General features: G+C 57.7%; 20 protein-coding genes. 15 read left to right on the forward strand and 5 right to left on the reverse strand.

Annotated elements, in window-relative coordinates:
• Nucleotides 1–44: 44 nt before the first annotated feature.
• Both AKL27_RS05740 and AKL27_RS05745 read left to right on the forward strand, forming a co-directional pair.
• A complete protein-coding gene (locus AKL27_RS05740) occupies nucleotides 45–875 on the forward strand; it encodes a dioxygenase family protein (RefSeq protein WP_050461839.1) in 831 nt (276 codons plus the stop codon).
• Between the two features lie 21 nt (nucleotides 876–896).
• The gene (locus AKL27_RS05745) at nucleotides 897–1,796 is read left to right on the forward strand and encodes a LysR family transcriptional regulator (RefSeq protein ID WP_050461840.1); all 900 of its coding nucleotides are present in this window, start codon (nucleotides 897–899) and stop codon (nucleotides 1,794–1,796) included.
• Nucleotides 1,797–1,825: 29 nt separating this feature from the next.
• Here AKL27_RS05745 and AKL27_RS05750 read toward each other — a convergent pair whose 3' ends face one another.
• The 3 genes from AKL27_RS05750 to AKL27_RS05760 form a co-directional block, all read right to left on the reverse strand.
• On the reverse strand, nucleotides 1,826–4,090 hold the full coding sequence (locus AKL27_RS05750; protein ID WP_050461841.1) for a TonB-dependent receptor: 2,265 nt from the start codon (nucleotides 4,088–4,090) through the stop codon (nucleotides 1,826–1,828).
• Nucleotides 4,091–4,470: 380 nt separating this feature from the next.
• On the reverse strand, nucleotides 4,471–6,741 hold the full coding sequence (locus AKL27_RS05755; RefSeq protein ID WP_157056807.1) for a TonB-dependent receptor: 2,271 nt from the start codon (nucleotides 6,739–6,741) through the stop codon (nucleotides 4,471–4,473).
• A gap of 102 nt (nucleotides 6,742–6,843) precedes the next feature.
• Nucleotides 6,844–7,032, reverse strand: a complete 189-nt coding sequence (locus AKL27_RS05760) for a hypothetical protein (protein WP_050461842.1) — start codon at nucleotides 7,030–7,032, stop codon at nucleotides 6,844–6,846.
• A gap of 229 nt (nucleotides 7,033–7,261) precedes the next feature.
• Between AKL27_RS05760 and AKL27_RS05765 the strand changes: the two genes are divergently transcribed.
• The 10 genes from AKL27_RS05765 (at nucleotide 7,262) to AKL27_RS27595 (ending at nucleotide 20,362) form a co-directional block, all read left to right on the forward strand.
• Nucleotides 7,262–7,798 carry a 2,4'-dihydroxyacetophenone dioxygenase family protein gene (locus tag AKL27_RS05765; RefSeq protein ID WP_050461843.1) on the forward strand — a complete coding sequence of 179 codons (537 nt, stop codon included), beginning with the start codon at nucleotides 7,262–7,264 and terminating at the stop codon, nucleotides 7,796–7,798.
• Between the two features lie 3 nt (nucleotides 7,799–7,801).
• Nucleotides 7,802–8,536 (forward strand): SDR family NAD(P)-dependent oxidoreductase, encoded by a 735-nt coding sequence (locus AKL27_RS05770; RefSeq protein WP_050461844.1) that lies wholly within the window; start codon nucleotides 7,802–7,804, stop codon nucleotides 8,534–8,536.
• Between the two features lie 110 nt (nucleotides 8,537–8,646).
• Nucleotides 8,647–9,930, forward strand: a complete 1,284-nt coding sequence (locus AKL27_RS05775; RefSeq protein WP_083438885.1) for an MFS transporter — start codon at nucleotides 8,647–8,649, stop codon at nucleotides 9,928–9,930.
• Nucleotides 9,931–9,998: 68 nt separating this feature from the next.
• Nucleotides 9,999–10,724, forward strand: a complete 726-nt coding sequence (locus tag AKL27_RS05780; protein WP_050461846.1) for an SDR family NAD(P)-dependent oxidoreductase — start codon at nucleotides 9,999–10,001, stop codon at nucleotides 10,722–10,724.
• Nucleotides 10,725–10,806: 82 nt separating this feature from the next.
• Nucleotides 10,807–11,610 (forward strand): IclR family transcriptional regulator, encoded by an 804-nt coding sequence (locus AKL27_RS05785; protein WP_050461928.1) that lies wholly within the window; start codon nucleotides 10,807–10,809, stop codon nucleotides 11,608–11,610.
• 169 nt (nucleotides 11,611–11,779) lie between these two features.
• Nucleotides 11,780–18,430 carry a two-partner secretion domain-containing protein gene (locus AKL27_RS05790; RefSeq protein WP_050461847.1) on the forward strand — a complete coding sequence of 2,217 codons (6,651 nt, stop codon included), beginning with the start codon at nucleotides 11,780–11,782 and terminating at the stop codon, nucleotides 18,428–18,430.
• 2 nt (nucleotides 18,431–18,432) lie between these two features.
• Nucleotides 18,433–18,714, forward strand: coding sequence for a hypothetical protein (locus AKL27_RS05795; protein ID WP_050461848.1), 282 nt, complete (start codon nucleotides 18,433–18,435; stop codon nucleotides 18,712–18,714).
• 106 nt (nucleotides 18,715–18,820) lie between these two features.
• Nucleotides 18,821–19,297: a hypothetical protein gene (locus AKL27_RS27585; RefSeq protein ID WP_157056808.1), complete on the forward strand. Its 477-nt coding sequence runs from the start codon at nucleotides 18,821–18,823 to the stop codon at nucleotides 19,295–19,297.
• 223 nt (nucleotides 19,298–19,520) lie between these two features.
• Nucleotides 19,521–19,700, forward strand: a complete 180-nt coding sequence (locus AKL27_RS27590; protein ID WP_157056809.1) for a hypothetical protein — start codon at nucleotides 19,521–19,523, stop codon at nucleotides 19,698–19,700.
• A gap of 395 nt (nucleotides 19,701–20,095) precedes the next feature.
• Nucleotides 20,096–20,362, forward strand: coding sequence for a hypothetical protein (locus AKL27_RS27595; RefSeq protein ID WP_157056810.1), 267 nt, complete (start codon nucleotides 20,096–20,098; stop codon nucleotides 20,360–20,362).
• A gap of 47 nt (nucleotides 20,363–20,409) precedes the next feature.
• Here the strand turns inward: AKL27_RS27595 and AKL27_RS27600 are convergent, their stop codons facing one another.
• Nucleotides 20,410–20,688: a hypothetical protein gene (locus AKL27_RS27600; RefSeq protein ID WP_157056811.1), complete on the reverse strand. Its 279-nt coding sequence runs from the start codon at nucleotides 20,686–20,688 to the stop codon at nucleotides 20,410–20,412.
• A 61-nt stretch (nucleotides 20,689–20,749) separates the two neighbouring features.
• On the opposite strand from AKL27_RS27600, the gene AKL27_RS05805 reads away from it, so the two are divergent.
• Together AKL27_RS05805 and AKL27_RS05810 are read left to right on the forward strand one after the other, a co-directional pair.
• The gene (locus AKL27_RS05805; protein ID WP_232310918.1) at nucleotides 20,750–22,507 is read left to right on the forward strand and encodes a ShlB/FhaC/HecB family hemolysin secretion/activation protein; all 1,758 of its coding nucleotides are present in this window, start codon (nucleotides 20,750–20,752) and stop codon (nucleotides 22,505–22,507) included.
• A 273-nt stretch (nucleotides 22,508–22,780) separates the two neighbouring features.
• Entirely contained in the window at nucleotides 22,781–23,320 is a 540-nt protein-coding gene (locus tag AKL27_RS05810; RefSeq protein ID WP_050461850.1) for a hypothetical protein, read from the forward strand.
• Between the two features lie 21 nt (nucleotides 23,321–23,341).
• Here the strand turns inward: AKL27_RS05810 and AKL27_RS05815 are convergent, their stop codons facing one another.
• Nucleotides 23,342–24,952, reverse strand: coding sequence for an alkaline phosphatase D family protein (locus AKL27_RS05815; RefSeq protein WP_050461851.1), 1,611 nt, complete (start codon nucleotides 24,950–24,952; stop codon nucleotides 23,342–23,344).
• A 359-nt stretch (nucleotides 24,953–25,311) separates the two neighbouring features.
• Between AKL27_RS05815 and AKL27_RS05820 the strand changes: the two genes are divergently transcribed.
• Nucleotides 25,312–26,514: an ammonium transporter gene (locus AKL27_RS05820; RefSeq protein WP_050461852.1), complete on the forward strand. Its 1,203-nt coding sequence runs from the start codon at nucleotides 25,312–25,314 to the stop codon at nucleotides 26,512–26,514.
• The last annotated feature ends 298 nt before the right edge of the window (nucleotides 26,515–26,812 follow it).

The raw sequence follows: 26,812 nt of genomic DNA on the forward strand, positions 1-26,812 counted from the left end.
GCCACCTGACAGGGGCCGGCAGGCCCCTTTTTTATGGAGCATCCATGTTCAGTTTTCCCTCACTGTTCGTTTCTCACGGTTCGCCCATGCTGGCGCTGGAACCGGGCAAGACCGGTCCGCTGCTGAGCAGCATCGGCAACAAGCTGCCACGTCCGCGCGCCATCCTGATCGTTTCGCCGCACTGGGAAACGCAGACACCGCGCGTCGGCAATCTGACCGCGCAACGCGTGATCCATGACTTCGGCGGTTTTCCGCAGGCCTTGTATGAACTCGATTACCCGGCCGCCGGTTTGCCGGCGCTGGCCGATCAGGTAGTCGAACTGCTGGGCGCCGGCGGCATCGCAGCCCGCCCCGATGATAGCTGGGGCATTGATCATGGCGCCTGGGTGCCGCTGCGCTATCTGTATCCGCAGGCGGACATTCCGGTAGTACAACTGTCGCTGCAACCCCACCAGCCACCGTCTTACCATTACCAGATCGGTCGCCTGCTGGCGGCGCTGGCGCAAGACAACGTGCTGCTGATCGGCTCCGGCAGCTTTACCCATAACCTGCGCGATCTGCGCCGCAACGAGATCGATGGCGGCGATGCACCGCACACCATGGAATTTCTGCACTGGTTCCTGCAACAGATGCAGGCCGGTGCCCTCGATGCCTTGCTCGATTACCGCCACAGCGCGCCGCATGCGGTGCGCACGCATCCGACCGACGAACACTTGCTGAGCCTGTTCTTCGCCATGGGCGCCAGCGACGACTGGACCCGCTTCGTGCACCTGGACAGCGGTTCGACGTATCATACGTTGCGCATGGATGCCTTCGCCTTTGGCACTCAGGCTGCACTGCTGGCAGATTTGCCGCCGGCACTGTCGAATGCATGACCTTTTCGGGATGGATGCGTTGTGAATAAATTGCGTGAAATCGAATGCTTCATCGCGGTCGCCGACCTCGGCAGTTTCGTCAAGGCGGCGGATGCGCTCAATGTCTCCAAAGCCGCGATTTCACGCACTGTTCTCGAACTTGAAGCGCGTCTCGGCTCGCGCCTGATACAACGCACCACCCGCCGGCTGTCACTGACGGAAGCCGGCGTGCTGTATCTGGAGCGCTGCAAGCATATCGTCGCCGCGCTGGAAGATGCCGATCACATGCTCAGCGTCGGCGCCAGCAATCCCACCGGTCTGTTGCGCATCAATGCGCCGCATACTTTCGGCGTCCTGCATCTGGCGCCATTGTGGCCGGCCTTCCTGCAACAGCAACCGGGAATCCGGCTCGACATCACGCTCGCCGACCATATCGTCGATATTGTGGAAGACGGTTACGACCTCGCCATCCGGATTGCACGCCTGCCCAATTCATCGCTGATTCACCGGCAACTGGCCGCCACCAACATTCAGGTCTGCGCGGCACCGTCCTATCTGCAACAACACGGCACGCCGACGCATCCGCGCGAACTGGCCGGCCATACCACCATCGGTTACACCTATTCACCGGACAAGGACGAATGGCATTTCGATGGCCCCGAAGGTGCATTCGGCGTCAAGACCCACGCCCGCCTGCATGCCAATAATGGCGACACTTGCGTGGCGGCGGCACTGGCCGGTATCGGCATCACGCGGCAGCCGACCTTCATGGTGCAGCAACATATCCGCAGCGGTGCACTGGTGCCGCTGTTTCCTGAATATCCGTCCGCCGAGCTCGGCATCTACGCCGTCTATCCGAGCCGTACGCATCTGCCGGCCAAAGTGCGCGCCGCCATCGATTTTCTGGTGACGGCGTTCAAGGGCGTCGACTGGAATCAGTGAATCCCGCAGTGCCTGACTGAGCAATGCCGTCAATACGTCATGCCGGCGCTCAGCATCACCGACCGTGCCGGCGCCATGTGTGCATAGTGCCGGCCCTGCGCCTTGTCAAAGTAAGTCTTGTTGGTCAGATTCTGCACATTCAGCTGCAACGACACATGTTTGTTGACGACATAACCCGCCATCGCATCGAAGCGGGTATAGGCCGGCGCGTAGACTGAATTCGCCGCATTGCCGTAGACCCGCGACATATGGAAGACGCCGCCCCCGGCAGTCAGTTTCGGCAACACCTTATAAGTGCTCCACAGACTCAGACTATGGCTCGGCGTGTTGGGAAAGCGATTGCCGTTATTGGCTGCCGCCCCCTTGTAGGTACCGTTCTCCACAAGCTTGCTGGCCAGATACGAATAGCCGCCGAACACGCTCCATTTTTTGCTCAGCTTGCCGCTGATGCCGAGCTCAATGCCACTGACCTTTTGCTTGCCGGCGACGATCTGGGTATCGGCATCGAGATAGATGCGGGCGTTGTTTTTTTCATTGCGGAAAATTGCTGCAGTCAGTGCCAGCGCCTTGTTCAGCACATCCCATTTGGCGCCGAGTTCAACCGTCCGGGTGCGCTCCGGCGACAGCGCCTGGTTGCTGCCGTCGAGATTGTCGCTGCCCTCGCCCACCACCATACCCGGCGGCGATGACGCCGTCGTATAGGAAACATACAGACTGGCTTCCGGCACGATCTTGTAAACCAGCCCGGCCTGATAATTCCAGAAACGGCTGCGGTTGGAATAAGCCGCCGACACAACCTGTGCACCGGCAGCATTCGATCCGCGTCCATTGCCATGCGGCGCGATCCGCGTAAATGCCGGCCAGTCCACCTTGGCATCATAGTGGTCGTAACGCAGTCCCAGATTCAACAACCACTGCTGACTCAGCCGCACCGTATCAAACGCATACACCGCCTTGGTATTGACCGTGGTATGCGTCACGGCAGGATCGACCGCAATACGTCCCTGCCACGGGTCGTCCGGATTCGGAGCAAACAGGCTGGTGCAGTTATATGCTGCCAGCGACGGTCCACCGGGCATCCCGCAGACTCGCCCATTGCGCGGATAATTCGCATCGGGAAACACGGCATAGCGGCGCACGTCGCTCTTTTCCTGACCCAGTTCCAGTCCGGTCACGAACGTGTGCCTGATGCCGCCGGTCATGAATTCGCCGCTCAGGTCAGTCTGGTTGACGAAGGTCGCGGTGTTGGCAATGCGACTCTTGGGAGCGCGGTACGCCAGTCCGCTCCTGACGTTGCCGGCACTGTTATCGGGATTGGTCACGATATAGTCATTGCTGCTGCGGCCATAGCGCGTCGTATTGTGCAGTGTCAGCGCATTGCCAAAATCATGCTGCACGCGCACCGTGCCGATGTTGGCCTGTGTTTTGCGGAAATCGCGATTCTTCAACCCGTAAAAATGGCGACCGCCGACCGGCGCATCGGGGTTGGCTTTGCTGCGCGCCGGGCTGTCCTGATAGGGCGTGCTGTAGTCCGGCATTTCATCGGCTTGTCTGTGATAGTAAGCCAGCGTCACTGAAGTCGGACCGTCCAGCCCCAATTTCAATGACGGTGCAAAACCCCAGCTGCGGGTATTCACGGCGGCCCGTCCCGGCACGTTCGTATCGGTGAACATGCCATTGAGGCGCAACGCCGCATTCGGGCCGAGCACATAATTGCCGTCCGCAACCAGCCGTTTGTATTGATCCGATCCCAGGCTGACCGTGCCTTCACTGAAATTTTCCTTGCCCGGCTGCTTGCTGATGATATTGATGCTGCCACCGGCGCTGCCGCGTCCGGCCATGGCGCTGTCGGCACCATAACTTACTTCGATGGAATCGGCATTGAACAGATCGCGACTCTGCGAACCGGCATCCCGCACGCCATCGATGAAGATGCTGCCCAGCGCGTCGAAGCCGCGAATCAGCGGCCAGTCGCCCAGCGGGGTGCCGCCTTCACCGGCCGCAAAGGTAATGCCGGGCGTGGTGCGCAACGCATCGGCCAGCGAGGTCGAGCCCGTTTGACGAATCACTGTCGCCGGGATCACCTTGAGAGATTTGGGGGTATCCAGCAACGGTGCGGTGTGTTTGACCGAGGCGGATTGTTCGGTCTTGACCTCGGCTTGTGCGCTGCGGTCTCTGACCGTCATCGGCGGCAGGCTTGCTGCCGGTGACGGCGCCTGCGCCGGCTGCGCCATCAGCGGCGAGGACAGCGCGACCAGCATCGTCGCGGCAATGGGAGTCAGTTTCTTGCTCATGATTTCCTTTCGGTTGCTCCAGATAGGCGCACAGATTCCTGTTTGCTCGTGTCTGACTGGCGACCGCACCGAAAGGCGCTGTCCGCTTGCTGGCTGGCGGCGGCGATTTATATCAGCCGCGTAACATGGAGGTGTACAGAGGTGGTTGAACGTGACCATGCACTCAGGTCAGAGAACATGATCAACAGCAACAAATTGTAAATACTATTTATTGTCATTCATACAATTTGGTTGACCACCCTGCATTTAATGCGAAAAGCTCGTGCAAATTTCGATTGAAATATCGAATTTTTTCACGAGCTTTCTCTGATCCGCTTTCCGGTGTGGTCCCGCCCATGTACCACGCGACGGGATCCTGGCGCATCAGTATTGCAGCGTCATCAATAACGCAGATCGGCAGTCAACATGACGGAACGCCCCGGCCCCATGTGGGCATAGTGGCCGCCGAGCGCCTTGTCATAGTAGATCTTGTCGGTCAGATTTTGTATGTTCAGCCGCAGCGCGACATTCTTGCTGACCGCATAACTGGCCATCGCGTCAAAGCGTGTGTAGGCCGGCGCGAATACCGAATTGGCAGCATTGCCGTAGATGCGCGACAGGTAAAACATGCCGCCGCCCGCAGTCAGCTTCGGCAACACTTCATACGTACTCCAGAGACTGAAACTATGGGTTGGCGTATTCGGAAACTGATTGCCGTTATTGGCTGCCGCGCCATTGTAAGAACCGTTATCGACCAATGTGCTGTGCATGTACGAATAGCCGCCGAACACCGTCCATTTCTTGCTCAGATTGCCGCTGACGCCGAGTTCCAGACCATCGACTTTTTGCTTGCCGGCGACGATCTGGGTATTGGCATCCAGATTGATACGGGCATTGTTTTTTTCGCTGCGGAAGATGGCGGCGGTCAGCAACAGTGCCTTGTTCAGCACTTCCCATTTGGCGCCCAGTTCAACCGTACGTGTGCGCTCGGGCGACAAGGCTTGATTGCCGGCACTGAGATTGTCGCCGCCATCACCGGCCACCGCACCCGGTGGCGACGATGCCGTGGCATAGGACACATACAGGCTGGCTTCCGGCACCACTTTATAAACCAGTCCGGCCTGATAATTCCAGAAGCTGCTTTGATTGGAATACGAAGTTGCCGCCACGCGTGCGCCCGTTGCATTCGGCCCCAGCCCATTGCCGGTCGGCGCAATACGGGTAAAGGCCGGGGTGCGGGCACTGGCATCATAGCTGTCGTAACGCAATCCCAGATTCAGCAGCCACTGCTGATTCAGCGTCACGGTATCAAACACATAGACGGCCTTGGTATTGACTTTGGTGTGGGTGACATTGGGCGACTCTGCAATACGTCCGCGCCACGCATCATCCGGATTCGGATTGAACAGGCTGGTGCAATGATAAGAACCCAATGTCGGACCGCCGGCTGCGCCACAGACGCGACTGCTGAATGCCGCATTCGGGAACACCGTATAACTGCCGGCCCGGGTCTGTTCCTGGCCCAGCTCCAGTCCGGTCACGAATTTGTGCCGGATGTCGCCACTCAGGAACTCGCCGCTGAGGTCGGTCTGATTGACGAACGTGGTGGTGCTGGCAATGCGGCTCTTGGGTGAGCGATACACCAGTCCATTCCTGACATTGCCGACGCTGTCATCCGGGTTGGTCACGATGTAATCGTTGCCGGTCTTGCCGTAGCGCGTGGTATTGCGAACCGTCAGGGCATTATCGAAATCATGCTGCACTTGCAGGGTGCCGATGTCAGCTTGCGTGCGCCGGAAGTCACGTCCGTTCAAACCATAAAATTGCCGGCCCACGCTCACCGGACCATCCGGATTGGCCTTGCTGCGGGTCAGACTGTTGCGATACGGCGTGCTGTAATCAGGCATGTCGTCTGCCTGCAAGTGATAGTAAGACAGCGTTACCGCGGTCGGTCCGGTCAGTCCGAATCTGACCGACGGCGCAAAGCCCCAGCTCTTGCTGGCAACACTCGGGCGTCCCGCCACGCTGGTGTCTGCAAACATGCCGTTGAGACGCACCGCAGCGTTATCGCCGAACAGATAATTGCCATCCGCAACCAGGCGTTTGTCATTGGCCGATCCGAAGCCAATGCTGCCCTCGGTAACATTTTCCTTTTTCGGTGTCTTGCTGATCAGATTGATACTGCCGCCGGCGCCGCCGCGTCCCGAGGTCGTACTGTCAGCGCCGCGTGTCACCTCAATCGCCTCCAGATTGAACATGTCGCGTGATTGCGAACCGACATCGCGCACGCCATCAACCAAGGTGCTGCTTTGCGCATCAAAGCCCCGAATCAATGGCCGGTCGCCAATCGGCGTGCCGCCTTCACCAGCGGCAAACGTAATGCCCGGCGTGGTGCGCAATGCTTCCGACAAGGAGGTTGCTCCAGTCTGATTGATAACCTGCGCCGGAATCACCGTAATCGATTTCGGTGTATCCAGAATCGGCGCGGTCATCTTGATCGATGCCGACTGATCAATCTTGATCTCACTGTCGCCGGCACGCTCTTTCACGGTGACCTGCGGCAGACTGCGTTGCGTACCGGAGGGCGTCGCTTGCGCCTGTGCCGGAGCAGACCAGGGTGAGGAAAACGCGACCAGCATGGTCGCGGCAATCGGCGTCAGTTTCTTGCTCATGAATGTCTTTCGGTTACTCCGGCTGCTCGCGTCGTTTGCTATCGCTGATGTCTGGCTGGCGACCGCGCCGGAAAGCGCTGGCGGGTGGCTGACTGCGGCGATTCAAATCCGCCGCGCGGCCTGGATGAATGCATCGATAAAGGTGTGCGACAACCGGTTCGCAATGGCATCGGCTATCAACGGCTGCGGATTATAGATAGGAATAATTCTCATTAATGTGGTTTTGCCGGCGCGGCCGCAATTAATCCGCAAACACGTGAAAACTTCGAGGGCAGCATGGATTTTTTTCATTCGTATTTCCACTGCTCGCTTAACGCCCGCCTGCGCTCTCGAATATCTTCCACAGGCAATCAATGTATACGGCGAGTCATCGGCGTCACCAACAGTGGCGCAGACTCGCATATGACGTCAGCGCAACGTCAGCAAGGCTACTTGACAGCATGGGACGCTTGCCGCAAAGTGACGGCAAGTGACCACATTACAGATAACTCGTCCATATAGTGGACAAAAAGGAGCCAGCATGCAGCCTGTCGAGCCAGTCAATTCCGCCGCGTCAAAAATGATGCCGTATCAATATCCCAACCCCAAAGAAGCCCCCAAGGAAATCGTGGTCGGCAGCGCCATCCCCGACGACGAACGGGTGTGGGTGCCGCAGGCAGAAAATGTCTGGTTCCGGCCGCTGTGCCTGAATGTGTCGCAAGGCTACTGGACCAACCTGCTGCGCGTGCGCAAGTCCGGCGTGCTGAGCCGCCACAAGCATCCGGCGCCGGTGCATGGCATGGTGCTCAAGGGTCGCTGGCGTTATCTCGAACATGACTGGATTGCCGAACAAGGCAGCTACGTATTCGAACCGCCGGGCGAAACGCACACCCTGTATGTGCCGGAAGACGTGGAAGAAATGATTACCTATTTCCACATCACCGGTGTCATGTACTACTGCGATCCTTACGGCAAGTTCGAAGGCTACGAAGATGTATTTACCAAGCTCGAGATGTGCAAGGCGCATTACGAAAAAATCGGACTCGGCGCAGACTTCGTCCAACAGTTCGTGAGATAAGCAATGCCTTACGCGCAAGCCAATTACGATTTCACCGATTGTGTGGCGGTCGTCACCGGCGGCAATGGCGGCATCGGTGCCGCGATCAGCGCCATGCTGACGCAAGCCGGCGCCACCGTGGTGTGCTGGGATCTGCAAACCGCCGCCGACTCGCCTTATCGTCAAGACAGTGTCGACGTCACCGATCTGCAATCGGTCGAAGCTGCCACCGGCAGATTGCTGGCCAGCGACGGCCATATCGATTTTCTGATCAACAACGCCGGCTTTTCCGGCCCTACCGTGGCACTCGATGCATACGATCCGGCGCAATGGCAGCGCATCGTCGACGTCAATCTGACGGGCGTGTTCCATACCTGTCGCAGCGTGGTACCTGCCATGCGCGCCGCCGGCCAGGGCCGGATCATCAATGTCGCTTCGCTGGCCGGCAAGGAAGGTACGCCCAACGCTTCGGCATACAGCGCGTCCAAGGCCGGCGTACTGGCACTGACCAAATCGCTCGGCAAGGAACTGGCCGATACCGGCATTCTGGTCAATGCACTGGCACCGGCCGCCGTCAACACTACATTGCTGGAACAGATGACGCCGGAACACGTCGCCACCATGATCGCCAAGAGCCCGATGAAACGCCTCGGCGATGTCGAAGAAGTGGCGCGCATGGTGCTGTGGCTGTGTTCCGGTTCGTGCACCTTCAACACCGGCGCAGTATTCGACCTGTCCGGAGGCCGCGCCACTTATTAAGCAATCCTGCCTGCCGTCACAGTAACGGCGGCTCAGCATATTTCTAGTACTACGGCGACGACTGACCTGATGCCCTGTCAGCCGCCGCTGCGCCACTCATCGGAGACAACATGGAAGCCCCCAAAAGCAACAAGATAAAACGGATTCAGTGGATTGCACTGACATTCCTGATGCTCGCCGGCATCGTCAATTACCTCGATCGCAGCACGCTGTCGATCGCCAATCATTCGGTCAGTCAGGAACTCGGCTTGAGCGCCTCGGAGATGGGCTTGCTGTTGTCGGCCTTCTCACTCGCCTACGCCTTCTCGCAATTGCCAATCGGCGCCTTGCTCGACAAATTCGGGGCCCGCGCCATGCTCGGCGTCGGCATGCTGGTCTGGTCGGTGGCGCAACTGGCCGGTGGCTTCGTGACTACGTTGCACCAATTCCTGGTAGCGCGCGTGTTCCTCGGCCTCGGTGAAGCGCCGCAATTTCCGGCCGGCGCCAAGGTCGTCAGTGAATGGTTCGCGGTGCGTGAACGCGGCGGGCCGACCGGCATTTTCGTCGCCTCCTCGACCATCGGCCCGGCGCTGGCGCCACCGATCCTGACCGTGCTGATGCTGTCGTTCGGCTGGCGCATGATGTTCGTGATCATGGGTGCGCTCGGTATTGCCGTGGCGGTCGGCTGGTACATTTTCTACCGTAACCGCAATGAAGTGGAACTGACGCCATCCGAAGTGCTGTATCTGGCCGATGGCAATGACAACGATCCGAACGCCAACGCCAAGCTGACGCTGGCCGAATGGAAAAGCCTGTTCACCTATCGCACCACCTGGGGCATGCTGTTCGGCTTCATGGGCGTGATCTACATGGTGTGGCTGTATCTGACCTGGTTGCCGGCCTATCTGGAGCATGAACGTCACCTGAGCATCGCCCGCACCGGCTGGGTGGTTACCATTCCGTACATCTTCGGCACGCTGGGCATGCTCAGCAGCGGCTATATCGCCGATGGTCTGATGAAGCGCGGCATGGCCCCGATCCTCAGCCGCAAATGGCCCATCTGCGTCGGCCTGATCGGCGCCGCCTGCTTTACCGTGCCGGCGGCTTACACTCCCAGCACCGTGATGGCAGTGGTCTACATCTCGCTGGCGATGGCCTTCGTCAACATGGCCAGCGGTGGTGCCTGGGCACTGGTCAGTGTCGCCATTCCGCGACGTCTGGTGGCATCACTGGGCAGCTTGCAGAACTTCGGCGGCTATCTCGGCGGTTCGCTGGCACCAGTGATTACCGGTGTGGTGGTGGATAAAACCCATTCGTTCATCAACGCGCTGCTGATCAGTGCCGCGGTCGCATTTGCCGCTGCACTGATTTACATGTTCGTGGTGGACAAACCAATCGAAGCCAAGACTTCATAAACTGACGCTGTTGCAGCATCAATGCGACGGCATGCATCGCGTGCCGTCGCCACCGACAAGGATTCAAGATGACATTTTCCGCAACTATTTTCACAGGCAAGACCGCGCTGGTCACCGGCGGCACCCAAGGCATCGGCGGCGCCGTAGCGCGGCAGCTGGCAAGCATGGGCGCTACCGTCACCGCTGCCGGCATGCGTCCGTTTGCCGATGACGAATTCGCCGGCACCAACGTCGCGCTGGCCGAACTCAACGTCGCCTCGCAAGACAGCGTCAATGCCCTGATGGCCGGCTTCAAGACGCTCGACATCGTGGTCAACTGCGCCGGTATCATCAAGCGCGGTGCCGAACACGAAGTCGATGTGTTCGAACAAGTGATCGCCGTCAACCTGACCGGCACCATGCGCATTTGCAGCGCCGCCCGGCCGCTGCTCAAAGCCAATGGCGGCAGCATCGTCAATCTGGCGTCGATGCTGAGCTTCTTCGGCGGTGGCCTGGTACCGGGTTACAGCGCCAGCAAAGGCGGGATTGCGCAACTGACCAAATCGCTGGCGATTGCCTATGCCGCCGACGGCATTCGCGTCAATGCCGTCGCCCCGGGCTGGATTGCCACACCGCTGACGCAAGCGTTGCAAGATGACGCCAGCCGCGCCGGGCCAATCCTGCAACGCACACCACTGGGACGCTGGGGCTTGCCGCAGGATATCGCCAATGTGGCCGCCTTTCTCTGTACCCCGGCCGCATCGTTCATGACCGGCACCATCGTGCCGGTCGACGGCGGCTATATGGTTACCTGAATGGTCACCTGCGTGATCACCTGAAACCCCTGCCCCGGCAACTGCAAAGCGGCCGGGGCGACACGCTATAATGCGGCCCACCATGCCGAAAACCGATACCCACGCCGCTGCCGACGACAATCCGAAAATAGCCGGCACCGCCGCGTTCTCGAAATTCATCGCCGTGCTGCAATTGATCGCCGATCAGCAGCAACCGCTGAACATTGCCCAGCTGAGCACGCTGAGCGGCTACCCGCGCTCCACCGTGTACCGGATTCTGGCGGCGCTGATGGCGGAAGGCATGGTGCTGGAAAATCCGCGCACCAAGAATTTCGAACTGGGACCACGGCTGATCAATCTGGCCAGCAAGTCGTGGGAAAAATCCGATATCCGCAGCGCCGCCATCGATGCCCTGAAAGGCCTGCGCGACATTACCCGCGAAACGGTCCACCTGGCAGTACCCAGCGATACCGGCATGGTCTACATCGAAAAACTGGAAAGCCCGCAAGCGGTGCGCATGACCTCACGCATCGGCACGCGCGTAACCTTGTATTCCAGCGCCGTCGGCAAGGCTTATCTGGCGGCACTCGACGACACCCGCTGCAGCAAACTGATGCGCTCCATCAAGATGCAGCGTTTCACCGAACACACCATCACCGACCCCGACGTCTTGCGCGCAGAAATAGAAGCCACCCGCAAGCGCGGCTATGCCGAAGACCGCGAAGAAAACGAACCGCAGATATTCTGCGTCGGCAGCGCCATCCTCGACCGCGACGGCGAACCGGTCGGCTGCATCAGCATCAGCATTCCGCTGTTCCGCAAGCAAAAGAAAATGCAGGAAACCTACATCACGCCGTTGCTGGCAACTTGCCAGGAAATATCACGCAAGCTGAGCGGGCCGTTCTGAAACTGATCACAGAAAAAATTTTGAATTAAAAGCAAAATAAATCCATGAAGTTCATTCGAATTAAATGAATATATTTGGAGAATTTTTGTTTTTCGGAATACCCCTATATATTCAATTTCTCTGAATTTATATAGTTGCGCCTGATCAATCATTTCGTTGGCGCCACCGTATGAACAGATATTTGTATCGCATCGTTTTCAACAAGAAAACCGGGGCATACACCGCCGTTGCCGAACTCACCAGCGTGCACGGCAAAAGCGCATCCGCCTGCATGTGCAGTAACATCCAGCCGGTACTCGCGATGGTCCGGCCGGCATTCACGCTGCGTCGCGCCGGTCTCGCCCTTGGCATTGTTGCGCTGTGCGGCAACCTGACCAGTGCCAACGCGCAAATCGTCGCCTATCGCCAGGCTCCCGGCAATCAGCAAGCCACAATTCTGCAAACCGGCAACGGCGTGCCGCTGGTCAATATTCAAACACCGAATGCCCAAGGCGTATCGCGCAACGTCTACAGCCAGTTCGACGTCGACAGCAAAGGCGTGATCCTCAACAATGCCCGCAACAGCGCGCTCACCCGGCTTGGTGGTTGGGTGGCAGGCAATCCATGGCTCGCCACCGGCGCTGCGCGCGTGATCGTCAACGAAATCAATTCCAGCAACCCCAGTTATCTGCGCGGTTATGTGGAGGTCGCCGGCAAGCGTGCCGATGTCGTGATCGCCAATCCTTCAGGTCTGTTCGTCGGCAATGCCGGTTTCTTCAATGCCGCCTGCGCGGCCTTGACTACCGCGAATCCGGTACCGGGAGGAGGCAACCTCGATGCCTATCGTGTCAGCGGCGGTGTCGTCACCATCGATAAAAACGGTCTTGATCTCACCTCTACCGATTACGCCGCCATCATGGCGCGCGCTGTGCGCGTCAATGCGTCAATCTGGGCCAAACACCTGAAAGTCACTACCGGGGTCAATGACGTCTCTGCCGACCACAGTGTCGTGACGCCGCCCGCCGGCGCGAAGGAAACCGCAGATCCGGCACCGGGCTTTGCCATTGATGTCGCTCAACTGGGTGGCATGTATGCCGGCAAGATCTTTCTGGTCGGCACCGAGCATGGCGTCGGCATGCGCAATGCCGGCACCATCGGCGCCGTCGGCGGCGACCTGATCATCACCGGCGACGGTCATCTGGAAAACAAAGGCAAACTGCTGGCTGACAAGACACTGGATGCTACAGCGACATCGATCGACAACCAGGCCGGCGCTCAGATCCTCGCGGCCAACAACAAGTTGCGTGCCACCGACAGCCCCGGCCTGACCAATCGCGGCCTGATCGATGGCGCCACGACCTTGATCGAGAGCCCGGTCATCAATAACCTCGGCAGCGGCCGCATCTATGGCGACCATCTGGCCGCGACCGGCAATACGCTCAACAACATGGCCGAGACCATCAACGGTGTTACGAAAGCGCCGGTCATTGCAGCACGCGAGCGCATGGACCTCGGTGTCGCTGCCATCAACAACCGCGACCATGCGCTGCTCTACAGCGCCGGCGACCTGTTCACCGGCAATGCGCTCGACAGCGATCATCAGGCCACCGGCATGGGGGCGGTGATCAACAACGACAGTGCCACCATTGCTGCGGATGGCAACGGCACCCTCAATCACAAGATCGTCAATAACCGCAATATCCATTTGCAAACGACCACCGAACATTACCCCGGTCGCCGCATCGTGCAGTTCCGCCTCAACGGTTCTCCCGACAAAATCGACGGCAGCAATGTGCGCCTGGTCAACCGTGGCAGCGGCCAGACGCTGGCCGTGACCGACTGGGAACGGATGGGCGATGAAGACAATTTCCGGCTGGTGCTGCCATCATCTGCCTATCCGTTTGCGCGCTTCGGCGCGACCTTCCAGCGGCTGGCCTATACCGCCAGCTACAGCGCCGGCGGCAACGACTACGGCGGCGTTGAGGTTTTCTATCCCGAAGTCTACGGCTATCAGCCCACCGATCCGATCTGGCAACGCATGGGCGTGACGGCACCGGCATCCGACACGCTGCTTGGCCCGGCGCCAGCCGAAGAACGATGCGCGGAAGGACGCTGTTATCTTCAGCTCACCGGCACACTACAGGAATATCGCGCCTGGAAAACCGCCTACGACCAGCAACAAGCCAGCTACGAAGCGCTTAACAGCGCCATCAATGCCTTCAACCGCAATCTGATGGGGCGCATGGTTGGTGAATGGACCATTTATGACGGCACCGAACAGATCGCCCGCACCAAGGTATTGCGCAGCGACCCGGCCATGATCAACATTGGCGGCAACGTGCACTTCAACAGCGAAGCCGTCAACAACGCCAACAGCCAGATCATCGCTGGCGGCGACGCCAGCGGCAACCACGTAACGGGTACCAGACCGGCCAACACCGGCCTTGCCGGCAGCCATATCGTCACCACCACGGGGCGGGCGTTATACACCTACATCAAAAGCCACCGCACCAGAGCCGACGACCGCCGCTACGACAGCCGCCCCTATGAAGGCCAATCGGTACACACCCGTTTCATGCTGGATATCACGCCCAAGGACGTCAACCCTGCACAGGCAGACAAGACCCTGAGCAGTTCGCCGGCGGCGGCTCCGGACATGGTGGTGCGCACCAGCACTCCTGACACCAGCCAGTCTGACAGCGCACTGCACCGCCCCGGCAATCAACGCTACCTGATCGCCACCGATCCGCAGTTCGCCAACTACCGCGACTGGCTCAGCGCCGACTATATGCTGACCCGCCTGGGCCAGGACCCCGGGCAATCGCTGAAACGCATTGGCGATGGTTTTCATGAACAGCAACTGGTGCAGCAACAGATCCAAAAAGCCATCGGCCAGCGCTATGCGGGCAACCACACCAATAACGAAGCGCAATTCCAGGCCTTGATGAACGCTGGCGTACAAATGGCGCAGACCTTTGAGTTCCAGCTGGGTGTCGCACTTTCCGCAGAGCAGATGGCAAGGTTGACCAGTGACATGGTATGGCTGGTCAAACAAACCATTGTGCTGACTGACGGCACGCAAGAAGAGGTGCTGGTGCCACAAGTCTACCTGCTCGCCAACCGCATGCAAGTTACCGGCGAAGGCACGCTGATGGCCGCCAACAACCTGCAATTCCAGACTGCCGGTGACATCCTCAACAGCGGCACGATTGCCGCCAAACATACCGTCGCCCTCAGTGGCAACAACATCAACAATCCCGGTGGACGCATCAGCGGCACCGATACTTTGTTGCATGCCCGCAACGACATCAACAACCCGGGTGGCACGCTCGACGCCGTCAACAGTGTCCGCGCCAGCGCCGGGCGTGACATCCTGCATCGCAGCACCACGGTCGACACCGCCAATGCCACTACCAGCGGCACCAACATCGACAGCGTCGCGCAAGTCAACGCCACCGGTGCCGGCGGCATGGTCACGCAAACAGCTGGCCGCGACTTCAGCGCCGATGCTGCCAACATCAGCGGCGATACCATTGCGCTGGTTGCCAGACGCGACCTCAGGCTGGGCACCGTACGCGAAAAGAGCCACGAACAAATCCAGTGGGATAAAAACGATCAGGGCAGCCGCTTCGCACAACTGCTTGGCATCGTCCGCAACCATACCGAAGTAAGCCACGACAACGCCATCGGCAGCTTCATCACCGGCCAGCACATCAGCGCCCTCGCCGGTCGCAACCTCACCAGCCGCGCCGCCACAGTGAACGCCGGGCAGGCGCTTGACGCCAGCGCCGGCAACCATCTTGCGATATCCACTGATACCAGCAGCGCGTCGGCACGCGACCGACACAGTCATACCGGATCGGGCGGCTGGTTCGCCGATAAAACCATCAGCACCGACGATGCCAGCAGCCGCACCCTGCATCAGGGCAGTACCTTGTCCGGCGATACGGTAGCACTCGGCGCCGGCGGCAATCTTGACATTACCGGCAGTGACGTCGTCTCCAGCCACGGCACGCAAGTCGTGGCACAAGGCAATGTCAACATCAATGCCGCCACCGATATCCGCAGCAGCCGCAATGACCGCACCGAAACCACTGATGGCATGTTCGACAGCGGCTTTGGCGTGACCGTCGGTACCAAGGAACAGGGCCGCCTGGAGGACAACAAGCGCAGCATTGCAGCCGCAGCGACGGTCGGGAGTATCGATGGCAAGGTCAGCATCAGCGCCGGCAACAGGTATACGCAAACCGGCAGCAATGTACTGGCGCCCAAAGGTGATATCGCCATCAGTGGCAGGCAAGCCGACATCCTCGCTGCGCGAAACACCAGCGACACCATCACCGAACACCGCTATCAGCAAAGCGGCGTGACGGTGGCTGCCACCGGCGCCGTGATTGCTGCGCTGCAAGCAGTGCAGCAAATGGATGAAGCATCCGGCAAAACCAAAGACCCGCGCATGAAAGCGCTGGCCGCCGCCACCGCCGGACTGGCGGTGGCCAATGCTGCGGCATCCCAGGCAGCCGCAGCCGCCAGCGACGAGGGTTCTTCCGGTATCGGTTTGGCCATTACCGCAGGTGGCAGCGAAAACAAGACCACCACCGAACAACGCAGCAGCTTCCAGCAAGGATCAACCATTGCTGCGGGTGGCAACGCCAGCATCGCTGCCTTCGGCGACAAAGATAACAGCGACATCACGATACAGGCCAGCAAAGTCAGCGCCGGCAACACACTGGCGTTCGATGCCGAACACGACCTCAACATGCTCGGCGGTGAACATACCGACGAACAACGCAGCAAGCGCTCATCAGCATCCTACGGTGCCGGAGTGGCAATCGAATTCGGCAAGAACGGCGCCGCCTTTGGTGTCACTGCCAACGCTGCCGGCAGTCGCGGCAAGTCCGATGGCCGTGATGTGGCCCAAGTCATGAGCCATGTGTCCGGCGGACAGCAGGTACAGTTCAATTCGGGCAATGACAGTACCATCGCCGGTGCCCGGGTAACCGGCAAACAAGTCATCGCCAATGTCGGCAACAACCTCAACATCGCCAGCCGGCAAGACACCAGCACCTACAACAGCAAAGACCAAAGCCTCGGCGGCAGCGTGACCGTCGGTCTCGGCTTCTCCGGCAGTGCCAATGCCAGCTACAGCAGAGTCAAGGCCGACTTCGCCAGCGTCGACCAGCAATCGGGCATCGAAGCCGGCGATGACGGCTTCCAGCTCAACGTCAACGGCAACACCGATCTCAAGGGTGGCAAGATTGCCAGTACCGACAAAGCCGTTCGGGATAGTAAAAATACGCTCACGACCGACACGCTGACCACCAGCAGCATCGCCAACAAGAGCCAGTTCAGCGCCGAGAGTATCAGCGTTGGCGGCGGCGGTGGCGACTGGTCCGGCATGGGCGGAGGACTTCCCGGAGCCGGGGGCGGCCTTGGTTTCGACAGCGGCAGCGAGAGCAGTACCACGCATTCCGGCATCAGTGATGCCAGGATCACCATCAACGATGCCGCACAACAGGAAAAAACCGGCCAGACCACTGCACAAACCATCGCCGGTCTCGACAAAACCGTTCGTACCGGCAAGGACACCAGCAACAGTCTCAACAAGAACTGGGACGGCGAAGAACTGAATCAGGACGTACAGGCGCAAGCGCAGATCACGCAGGCGTTCGGGCAGCAGGCAGCCAAGGCGATCGGCGACTATGCGGGCAGGGAGCTGGAATCATTGGAGAAAGCGGCCAAAGCCGCAGAACTGAACGGCGATACCGCGCAAGCGGCACAACTCCATGCCGAAGCAAAGAACTGGGCTGAAGGAGGAACCTATCGCATCGCTGCCCACGCAGCAGCAGGCGCACTCGGCGGCGGACTGGCCGGCGCATTGGGTGCCACCGCCAGTGCAGCACTGATGCCAACTATCGCCGGTGAAATCAACAAGCTGGACTTGCCGGAACCGGTCAGGCTAGCGCTTGCAACGGCTGCGGCAGCCGGTGTCGGCGCGATTGCCGGAGGGGCCAGCGGTGCGGCCGGTGCTTTCAATACGGATGTCAATAACCGGCAGATTCACGAAGACAATAAAGCCAAAGAGAAAACGCTTGCCAGAAACCTCGCAGGCAAAAGCAATGGACAATACTCGTCCGAGGTAATCGAAAATGCACTGCGTGGAGCGAACAATAACCAGCTTGGCGAAACGGTGCTTACCGGCGCAGTCGTTCCCCATGATGCCAAGACGGCTTTGCGTATCCATGACAGTACAGGAATGATATCGGGCCGGGCACCAGACGGCTCGCCGCTACTGATGCAAAATCCGACAATGCTCGCTGTCCCGCCTGCAGATCTACAGGCCTTCATCAAACTACACACCGGCAATACGTATAGCTGGAACGTCTCAGCACCGCAACTGCCTGCGACGCCATTGTCCCCGCTGCCTTCAATCATGCCAGGCACGGTAACGCCTGAAATGCTCGCCAGCAGACAAAACAACGCAGCCGACTTCGCCAGCTGGATTGCTACCCAGTCGACCAGGTTTGGATCTGCGGCGACTGCGTATGGCGCTTATCTGGCATCGCAACCGAATGCGGTTTCGCAAACGGGTGCCGCGATACAGTTCGGGATGGCGGGTACCGCGACAGCGGTGGGATTCGGGGCTGGGGCTATAGAGCAGTTGTTACGGCCTGATGTGGGGAAAACATTGATTGATGGAACTGCTACTGCGGTGATCATCGCTGCTGACAAATTACCGTATGGCCCAATCTACACACCTCTCACAAATGAAATGATCGAAAAAATAAAAAACAGTGAGATCGCCGGGAAAACGCAGAATTGGATTAATGGAAGCAAATAGAAATGATCGAAAAACATAGAAAACTATTCTCTTATCTGATTTCCGATGGTCAATTAACCGGCTTGTTCGTATTTTTTTTGGTTGTTGCCGGCTTCACTTTGATGGGTCTTTCGCTCTATTTTTTCGATCACTATCATTTACGAATTATTGGTATGTCGCTAGGATTGGCAATCGCTTCGATAGGGGGATATTCTGCTCGCGCATCCACTTTAAGAATCAAGCCCTTCGACAACACCTACAAAAAAGCAAGGAAAAGCTACGAAAAAGAAAAAGACGAATCTTGAGTATGTTTGGGCGTCGCCGCAGCAATCACAGGTGGTGTCGGAGCAGCGGCATTGCTTGCCATTCCCGGCACACCGAGTTTAGCGCAGGCGGTGCCTTGGGTTCGGCATGTGGGCCTCACCGGCAGGGATCGCGGCCATCAGCGCAGGAATTAATGCTGGTGCACAGTATTTGCAAAATGGAACAATTAACCCCGTAGATATGGCGGTCGCGGCAGCGACTGGTGGTGCGGGCGCTCACGGTGGACTGCTATGGAATATGGGTGTCAATGCCGCAGGCGGTGCCGGAGGTACGGCAATCAATAATTATTTGTATGGGAAAAACGATAGTGTCATTGGCAGCGCTATTTCGAGTGGAACATTGTCCAGCCTTGGCGATGGTATAGGGAAATTAAGCGGATCTGCGATGAACTCCGTGATGCGACCAACAATAAATACTCCGAATTGGGCGACGAGTGGAAGCTGGAATCTGTTCAGACCGAATAATTATCCACCTATTGGCGGCTCCGTGGCAGGGGCGTCCTCTCAGGAAATGGTTACTGGTATCCAGCAGCAAATGTCATCTCGATCCGGAGGTGAAAAATGATTAAAAAGCTACTCTTGATATTTTGTATTTCGCTGCTTATATCCATTTCTGGGATGACGCTAATCTGGATAGCTGGAATTTATTTAAATTGTATTTTCGTTAGTGGCTGCTATCAAACTTTCGGAGCCATAGAATTATTAGGAGCTATCAATATAAAAAGTGCTCTGATAAAGGGAGCCTTACTGGCATTGGTATTTACTTTTCTGGCATGGATAAACAATAAATGAGTTCACCAACAGATCAAAACGAATGGGAGCAGGAAATAAAAATGGCGGGACCTGCTTTTCGCCCTGGCGAATATAAAAAACTCTCTAAAGCTCAAAAAATAATTTACTGGACAATTGTTATTTCTGTATTTTTTTTCATCTTTTCAATTTGGATATTCGGTCCATGGTGGCGTTAAGCGGTGAGTTGAATCGTGAGACGTTTGACAGTGACGTAATCGCATTCCATTTGCATCAGCAGTAGTTAATGAAATTGGAGAAGTGCCGTTCAATTTATTACCCCCCCATCAGGATGGGGGATTGCATTAATGCTTATAGGATTAGTCTTGATGGCAATTGGTGGCGATACAGTTCGGGATGGCGGGTACTGCGACAGCGGTGGGATTCGGGGCCGGGGCTATGGAGCAGTTGTTACGGCCTGATGTGAGGTAGACGGCCTTTGACGGTGGTATTGCTATCGCTGTGGACCGGTTAACCGGACATATCCCGATTTTGGCTCCGCGCTCAATGAATTTGGCGAAGCAATCAAGGCAATGCCTTCAGTAACTAATTTAAAAAATAAGGTAAATAGAAAATGAAATTTATAAGAGAAGGTAAATTGACTAATTTAGCTTTAGACATACTAGCTATAGCTGGTATTTCAGCTATGATCGGATCCTATTTTTTCATAGATACTTATTGGTTAAAAATAACTTTCGTCATTGCTGGTCTACTGATAGGAAGCATATCCGGTTATGCATCGAAAGCTCAAGTGTGGGGTTTAACACCATTTGAAAGGGAGGCGCCATGGCGCAAAGCAAAAAAGACATACACCTCCACCAATGAAGACATTAAAAAATGAAGCTACGCCGGGAGCTTCCTTCGCCTTTGGGAAAAGTATTGGTGGAGCTATATTTCTGAAAATTCAAATTGTTTGGGCCTATAACAACTGGCGACAACACGCAGCCCTTCAATCCCCGGCACAATCGTCCCACAGATCTCAAGATGCGAGGCAAAGCAAGATGCACTCACTGCTCCAGAGCTGCGGGCGCATTGCCAATACCCTGAAGCGACAATCAAATCGGAATCGAATAAATTTAATTCTTTAGTATGAAAATCAACGATGAATAGTAATTTTATTGTTTGCCAACGATATTTTAAGGATTCTCCTATATAAAAATAACGCATATTTTTTTACCATTCCTCCCTTGCGAGGAGATAGTTTTTGAACGACATATTTTGGCCGGCAATGACGATGAGATTGGTGTTCGCCGCAATACTTGCGTCCACCGTCGGCTACGTCCAGGCGCAAAGCAGCGCGGCACCTGACAATATTCGCCGTGACGCTGAACGCAGTCGGTTGCTGCAACAAGAGCGCGAACGCGCTCTCCGTCAGCAGCAGGAACGCGCCACCGATGTTCATTTGCAGGCGCCTGCAGAGCATGGTTTGGCGCAATCGTTTCCGACTGGCGAAATGCCTTGTGTTGCAATCACACGCGTGACATTCGGTGACGAACTTGGTACGGAACTATCACAGCATTTTGGTTTTGCATTACAGAATGCGCTGGAAAACGGGTCCACTGCGGAGACTTCTGCGGGTGGCCTCTGCCTTGGCACGCAAGGCGTCAATATTGTCTTGAAACGGGTACAGAACGCCTTGTTTGGGGCCGGCTACATCACCACTCGCGTCATGTTGGCACCACAGAATTTACACCACGGCGTACTGGTATTAAGCCTGATACCGGGCCGGGTGCGCCAGATACGATTTGCGCCTGACGCCGATATCCGTGCGACGCAATGGAATGCTGTCCCGCGCCATGCCTACGGCCTGCTGAACCTGCGCGACATCGAGCAAGCGATGGAAAATTTTAAACGCGTACCCACCGCCGATGCCGATATCCGGATCGAACCGGGCATCGCCACCGATGCCTCACCCGGCGACAGTGACCTGGTGATCAGTTATCAGCAAGCATTTCCATTTCGCCTGACTACCGGCTTCGATGATGGCGGCAGCGTCAACACTGGAAAATATCAAAGCAACCTGACACTGTCTTACGACAACTGGTGGACCCTCAATGACTTGTTCTACGTCAGTGCCAATCACGACCTCGGAGGCAGCAAAACGGGCGACCACGGCAGCAGCGGCTATACCGTGCATTATTCATTACCGTTTGCGTACTGGAATCTGGGCGCGACCCTCAGCAGCAGCCGCTATCAACAGGAAGTCGCCGGGTACCGGCAGTCCTACTGCTATCGCGGCACCAGCGACAATACAGAAATCAAACTATCGCGTCTGATGTATCGCGATACCGTCAACAAAACTACAGTCATTCTCAAAGGCTTGTTGCGCAGTTCAGCCAACTACATTGACGATACTGAAATTCTCGCTCAGCGTCGTCGCACCACTGCGTGGGAACTTGCACTTCAGCATCGCACCAGCATTGGCAATGCCACACTGCATGCTACGCTGGCCTATCGCCGTGGTATCGGCGCATTCGGTGCCATGCCGGCGCCGGAAGAAAAATTCGGTGAAGGCGATGCACGCTTTCAAATCATCATCACCGATCTCAATCTGCAGTTGCCATTCCACTTGCAAATGCCGTGGGGTAAACAATCACTGCGCTATCAGAGCGACATCCGCGCGCAACGGAACAATACTGCGCTGACACCGCAAGACCGCTTCGCCATCGGCGGCCGGTATACGGTGCGCGGCTTCGACGGCGAACTGATTCTGGCGGCCGAACGCGGGCTGCTGGTTCGCAATGAGCTCGGTATCGCACTCGGCACCAGCGACCAGGAATTGTATCTCGGCGTCGACTACGGCGAAGTCGACGGGCCGACCGCCGATCTGTTGCTAGGTCGCCGTCTGATGGGTGCCGTCATCGGCCTGCGCGGCGGCTGGCGCGCGCTGTCCTGGGACATTTTCGCCGGCACGCCATTGTTGCGTCCTGACAATTTCCGCACCGCCGCCGTCGCTGCCGGCTTCAATCTGCTGTGGTCGTTTTAGACCATACCGATGCAACTTCCTGCATTTAACGCGCCCGCACACACGGCACACCGCGACGCTTGCATTGCGCAGCATCGGCAAATCCCAAAGGTTCTTCCTCTGGCGGCAGTCTGAGGAAAGAATTCGGCAACGGCGACCAGCAAGTGCCGCTGGCTGCGCCTGAAACACCTTCCAATGTACAGCTACGCAGTACATTGTTACCAAATGCTTCCGCCCGCCCCGGGCGCTGGCAAAGGTGCTCTAATCCATGCTTTCAGATGATGCAGGCATGCCATGAAATTCCTCTCCCGCCCGTTGCTGACAGCGCTGCTCAGCCTGACTTTGCTGGGTTCGGCACAGGCCGCGCCATTGATGGATTTGCTGGCGCAAGACATCTTGCCGATGGCCGGGCAGCTCAAGGGGGATCTGCATCTGAATCCGAATCAGCAAATCCTGTGGCAGCAAACCGAGCAAAAGACCCGCGTGATCGTCAATCAGCGGCAACGCCGGCGCGAGCAATTGCAAGGTGCCACGTTCGACAATCTGGCCAAACCCGATTTTGATTTGCGCACACTGGGCAGTGCGGTCGAAGCCGAAGCAACATTGAGCGACAGTGAAAACCATCAGTTGCGCGAATTGTGGCTGACCGTCAATGATGCGCTGGACGATACGCAACGACAAACCGCGCGCGCCTTCATTGCGGATCGCATGATGCGCGAAGAAAGTCATGGCAGTGCCGGCAAAAGTGCGGGTAAAAGCGACAGCAGCAGCGGCCGTCAGCGCGGCAGCCATGGCATGGGTGGCGGCATGGGCAGCGGTCCGACCCAGTTCTGAGCGGGCCGGACCAGCTCCGCATTACACCTCCGGCGCGATCTCGACCTGATACAGATTCTTGCCGTCAACGTTATGCAGCGATACCGTCATCACTTTGGTGTTGGCGTCGATCTTGCCGATGCCAAAGAATTGAAACAGATCGCTCGGCGGCCGGTTTTGCGGCATGTCTTTGGGAATGCTGACATAGCGCACGTCGGGGCCGAACGTCCGATCAATCTCGCCGGGACCAAAGGTGCCTGCATGCAGCGGCCCGCCGACGAATTCCCAGAACGGCTTGAAGTCGGTGAACCGGGCCCGCTCCGGCGAGTAGTACGTGGCCGAGGCGTAATGCACGTCGGCGGTGACCCATACCACATTCTTGATGTCGTGACGCTTGATGAAGCGCAGCAACTCCGCCACTTCCAGTTCGCGTCCGGACGGCATGCCGTTGTCGGCATTGGCCCAGGCTTCGAATGTTCCCGGCGGCACATCCGGATTCAGGTCAGGCACCACGATGGAAATCGGCATGTCGCTGGCAATCACTTTCCAGGTTGAGCGCGAACGCAGCAAGGATTGCTTGATCCAGCGCATTTGCTCTGCGCCGAGAAACGCTGCATCCGGCGTGTTTGCCGTTTGCCGGTTGGGTGAGTTGGCACCACGGTAGCTGCGCTCATCCAGCATGAACACCTCCAGCAAAGGACCATAGTTGAATGCACGATAAATGCGTTGCGGGTCATTGGCGTCAATCCGGAACGCGTTGTATTCGAACATCGCCTGCCGCGCCCGCGCTGCCAGCACCGACAACGCGCGCTCCTGATAGCGCTTTTCGGCAGCGCCGATCACTTGCCCCGGATACCAGTTGTTGCGCACTTCGTGATCATCCCATTGCACCAGAAACGGCACTTCCGCCATGAATCGCAGCTTGTTGGCATCGAGCAGGTTGTAGGAAAAATTGCCGCGATAGTCGTCCAGCGTTTGCGCCACGTTGGATTTGGCGGGCGTCACCAGATTGCGCCAGATACTGCCATCATCAAGCTTGACCTCCGCTTGTATCGGTCCGTCGGCATAAATCTGGTCGCCGGAATGAATGAAAAAATCCGGTTGAAAACGGCGCATCGCTTCATACACCCGATAGCCGCCCCAGGCTTCATTGATACCCCAGCCCTGCCCGGCTTCGTCGCCGGAAAAAGCAAAACTGATATCGCGTGCAGTCCCGCCCGGAATGATCAGGCTGCCGCTGACCGGGGCACTGATCGCCGTCTCATGCACCAGATCCTGAAACCTGACCCGATAGTAGATCCTGCGATTGACCGGCAAACCGCGCAGGTCGATGCGCGCCGTGTAGTCATGGCGTTCCAGCGCCAACGGCCCGGCGATCTTGCGTGCATCCTTGAAATCCGGCGTCAGCGCATAGTCGACCAGCATGCGTGCCGCGCGGTCGGTACGACTCCACAGCATGGCGCTGTCACGCGTGATATCGCCGCTCATCACACCCGAGGTTATCTGCGGCCGCAAACGTTCCGCCGTCACGATGGCCGGCGCCTGCGCTTGGGCGGCAATGGTTTTTCCGGCCCCGAGCAAGGTGCCGGCCCCGGCGGCGGCACGGCGTAAAAAGGTACGGCGCGTGGGGTTGTCGAATTGGTCTGAAGACATGGCAGGCAATCAAAAAGTCAGAAAAGTGGCAGCGTGGCGAGCGCATTGCAGCGCTCGACCGGCTTCAATTTACCGATCCAATGTGACATTGCCATGAACAAATTTTCGCGAGAAACAAGCCGCCGTTTTACGAGTCAGCCCCGCCCCGTCCTTCTTCCATCGCGGCAATACCGCCCTGGTGCCGCACCATATCAAGGCACGCAGTTGCACACTAAACGCGCAAATCACAGATGCCACATAGCAACTTGCTGACTTCCCGTTCTAATTCAAGCACTTAAAAAATCGCACCGAAATGGAATGAAATTTGCTTTGGAACTGGGCAATTATTTTTTCTCGCACAAATATTGGGAGATTTTTCCGTGGATGATCACAAAAACGGTGCCGATGCCTTATTCATCTTGCTCGGCGCCATCATGATTCTGGCGATGCATGCCGGCTTTGCCTTTCTGGAGCTCGGCACGGTGCGCAAGAAAAACCAGGTCAATGCATTGGTCAAGATTCTGGCTGACTTTGCTGTGTCAACGATTGCCTATTTCTTCGTCGGCTATTACGTCGCCTATGGCATCAGCTTTTTCGGCAGCGCCGAAGTGTTGTCGGCGCGCAGCGGTTTCGAACTGGTCAAGTTTTTCTTCTTGCTGACCTTTGCCGCCGCCATCCCCGCCATCATTTCCGGCGGCATTGCCGAGCGCTCCAAGTTTCATCCGCAACTGCTGGCCACCGCGATTCTGGTGGGCCTGATCTATCCGTTCTTCGAAGGCATTGCCTGGAATGGCCACTTCGGCATTCAAGCCTGGTTCACCCGGGCCTTCGGCGCGCCGTTCCACGACTTCGCCGGCTCCATCGTAGTCCATGCGGTCGGCGGCTGGATCGCCTTGCCGGCGGTGTTGCTGCTCGGTGCCCGTCGTGGCCGCTATGCCAAGGATGGCGCCATCGCCGCCCACCCGCCGTCGAACATTCCGTTCCTCGCGCTGGGGGCATGGATTTTGACGGTCGGCTGGTTTGGCTTCAATGTCATGAGTGCGCAAACGCTCGACAAGATGAATGGCCTGGTGGCGCTCAACTCGCTGATGGCCATGGCCGGCGGCACACTGGTAGCGCTGCTGCTGGGCAAGAACGATCCCGGCTTTGTCTATAACGGACCGCTGGCCGGACTGGTGGCGATCTGCGCCGGTTCCGACCTGATGCATCCGCTCGGTGCACTGGCCACCGGCGGCATCGCCGGCGCCATCTTCGTCTGGATGTTTACGCTGACGCAAAACAAATGGAAAGTCGATGACGTGCTCGGGGTCTGGCCGTTGCACGGTTTGTGCGGCACCTGGGGCGGACTGGCGGCCGGTATCTTCGGCCTCAAGGCGCTCGGCGGTCTCGGCGGCGTGTCGTTCTGGTCGCAACTGGGCGGCACCCTGCTCGGCATCGTCATCGCCATTGCCGGCGGCTGGCTGGTATATGGCGCACTCAAGAAATGGATGGGAATCCGACTCGACCCGGAACAAGAATTCGAAGGTGCCGATCTGGCCATCCACAAGATTTCATCAACGGCGGAGCGGGCTACCAGCTGGTAGTTAACACGCAAGTCTGTAAAAGGGCTTGATACCGGACGGATGCTTTGGTCCCAAGACAAATTTCCCAAAAACAAAAACCACCTTTCGAGGTGGTTTTTGTATGTGCGTCAAACCAGAAAAACATGACTGCTGACGTCCGTAACCGGCCAGAGGCAGCTCTTCCTTAAGCAGCCGCTGCCAGACAGCGTTGCGGCGCACTGGCCTGATGCAGGCGGCGGGCAAGCGGAGGCGGTGGATGGTGACCACGACTCTCTCCCCAAAAAGCCTTGACTCAGCGGATCGCAAGGGCGCGAAATTA

The organism is Herbaspirillum autotrophicum (assembly GCF_001189915.1).
Lineage (GTDB): Bacteria > Pseudomonadota > Gammaproteobacteria > Burkholderiales > Burkholderiaceae_D > Herbaspirillum > Herbaspirillum autotrophicum.

Excerpts from the sequence above, each read along its gene's own strand:
- AKL27_RS05740 (WP_050461839.1), top strand. The coding sequence starts at position 45 with ATGTTCAGTTTTCCCTCACTGTTCGTTTCTCACGGTTCGCCCATGCTG.
- AKL27_RS05750 (WP_050461841.1), bottom strand. The coding sequence starts at position 4,090 with ATGAGCAAGAAACTGACTCCCATTGCCGCGACGATGCTGGTCGCGCTG.
- AKL27_RS05755 (WP_157056807.1), bottom strand. The coding sequence starts at position 6,741 with ATGAGCAAGAAACTGACGCCGATTGCCGCGACCATGCTGGTCGCGTTT.
- AKL27_RS05760 (WP_050461842.1), bottom strand. The coding sequence starts at position 7,032 with ATGAAAAAAATCCATGCTGCCCTCGAAGTTTTCACGTGTTTGCGGATT.
- AKL27_RS05765 (WP_050461843.1), top strand. The coding sequence starts at position 7,262 with ATGCAGCCTGTCGAGCCAGTCAATTCCGCCGCGTCAAAAATGATGCCG.
- AKL27_RS05770 (WP_050461844.1), top strand. The coding sequence starts at position 7,802 with ATGCCTTACGCGCAAGCCAATTACGATTTCACCGATTGTGTGGCGGTC.
- AKL27_RS05775 (WP_083438885.1), top strand. The coding sequence starts at position 8,647 with ATGGAAGCCCCCAAAAGCAACAAGATAAAACGGATTCAGTGGATTGCA.
- AKL27_RS05780 (WP_050461846.1), top strand. The coding sequence starts at position 9,999 with ATGACATTTTCCGCAACTATTTTCACAGGCAAGACCGCGCTGGTCACC.
- AKL27_RS05785 (WP_050461928.1), top strand. The coding sequence starts at position 10,807 with ATGCCGAAAACCGATACCCACGCCGCTGCCGACGACAATCCGAAAATA.
- AKL27_RS05790 (WP_050461847.1), top strand. The coding sequence starts at position 11,780 with ATGAACAGATATTTGTATCGCATCGTTTTCAACAAGAAAACCGGGGCA.
- AKL27_RS05795 (WP_050461848.1), top strand. The coding sequence starts at position 18,433 with ATGATCGAAAAACATAGAAAACTATTCTCTTATCTGATTTCCGATGGT.
- AKL27_RS27585 (WP_157056808.1), top strand. The coding sequence starts at position 18,821 with ATGTGGGCCTCACCGGCAGGGATCGCGGCCATCAGCGCAGGAATTAAT.
- AKL27_RS27590 (WP_157056809.1), top strand. The coding sequence starts at position 19,521 with ATGAGTTCACCAACAGATCAAAACGAATGGGAGCAGGAAATAAAAATG.
- AKL27_RS27595 (WP_157056810.1), top strand. The coding sequence starts at position 20,096 with ATGAAATTTATAAGAGAAGGTAAATTGACTAATTTAGCTTTAGACATA.
- AKL27_RS27600 (WP_157056811.1), bottom strand. The coding sequence starts at position 20,688 with ATGCGTTATTTTTATATAGGAGAATCCTTAAAATATCGTTGGCAAACA.
- AKL27_RS05805 (WP_232310918.1), top strand. The coding sequence starts at position 20,750 with ATGACGATGAGATTGGTGTTCGCCGCAATACTTGCGTCCACCGTCGGC.
- AKL27_RS05810 (WP_050461850.1), top strand. The coding sequence starts at position 22,781 with ATGAAATTCCTCTCCCGCCCGTTGCTGACAGCGCTGCTCAGCCTGACT.
- AKL27_RS05815 (WP_050461851.1), bottom strand. The coding sequence starts at position 24,952 with ATGTCTTCAGACCAATTCGACAACCCCACGCGCCGTACCTTTTTACGC.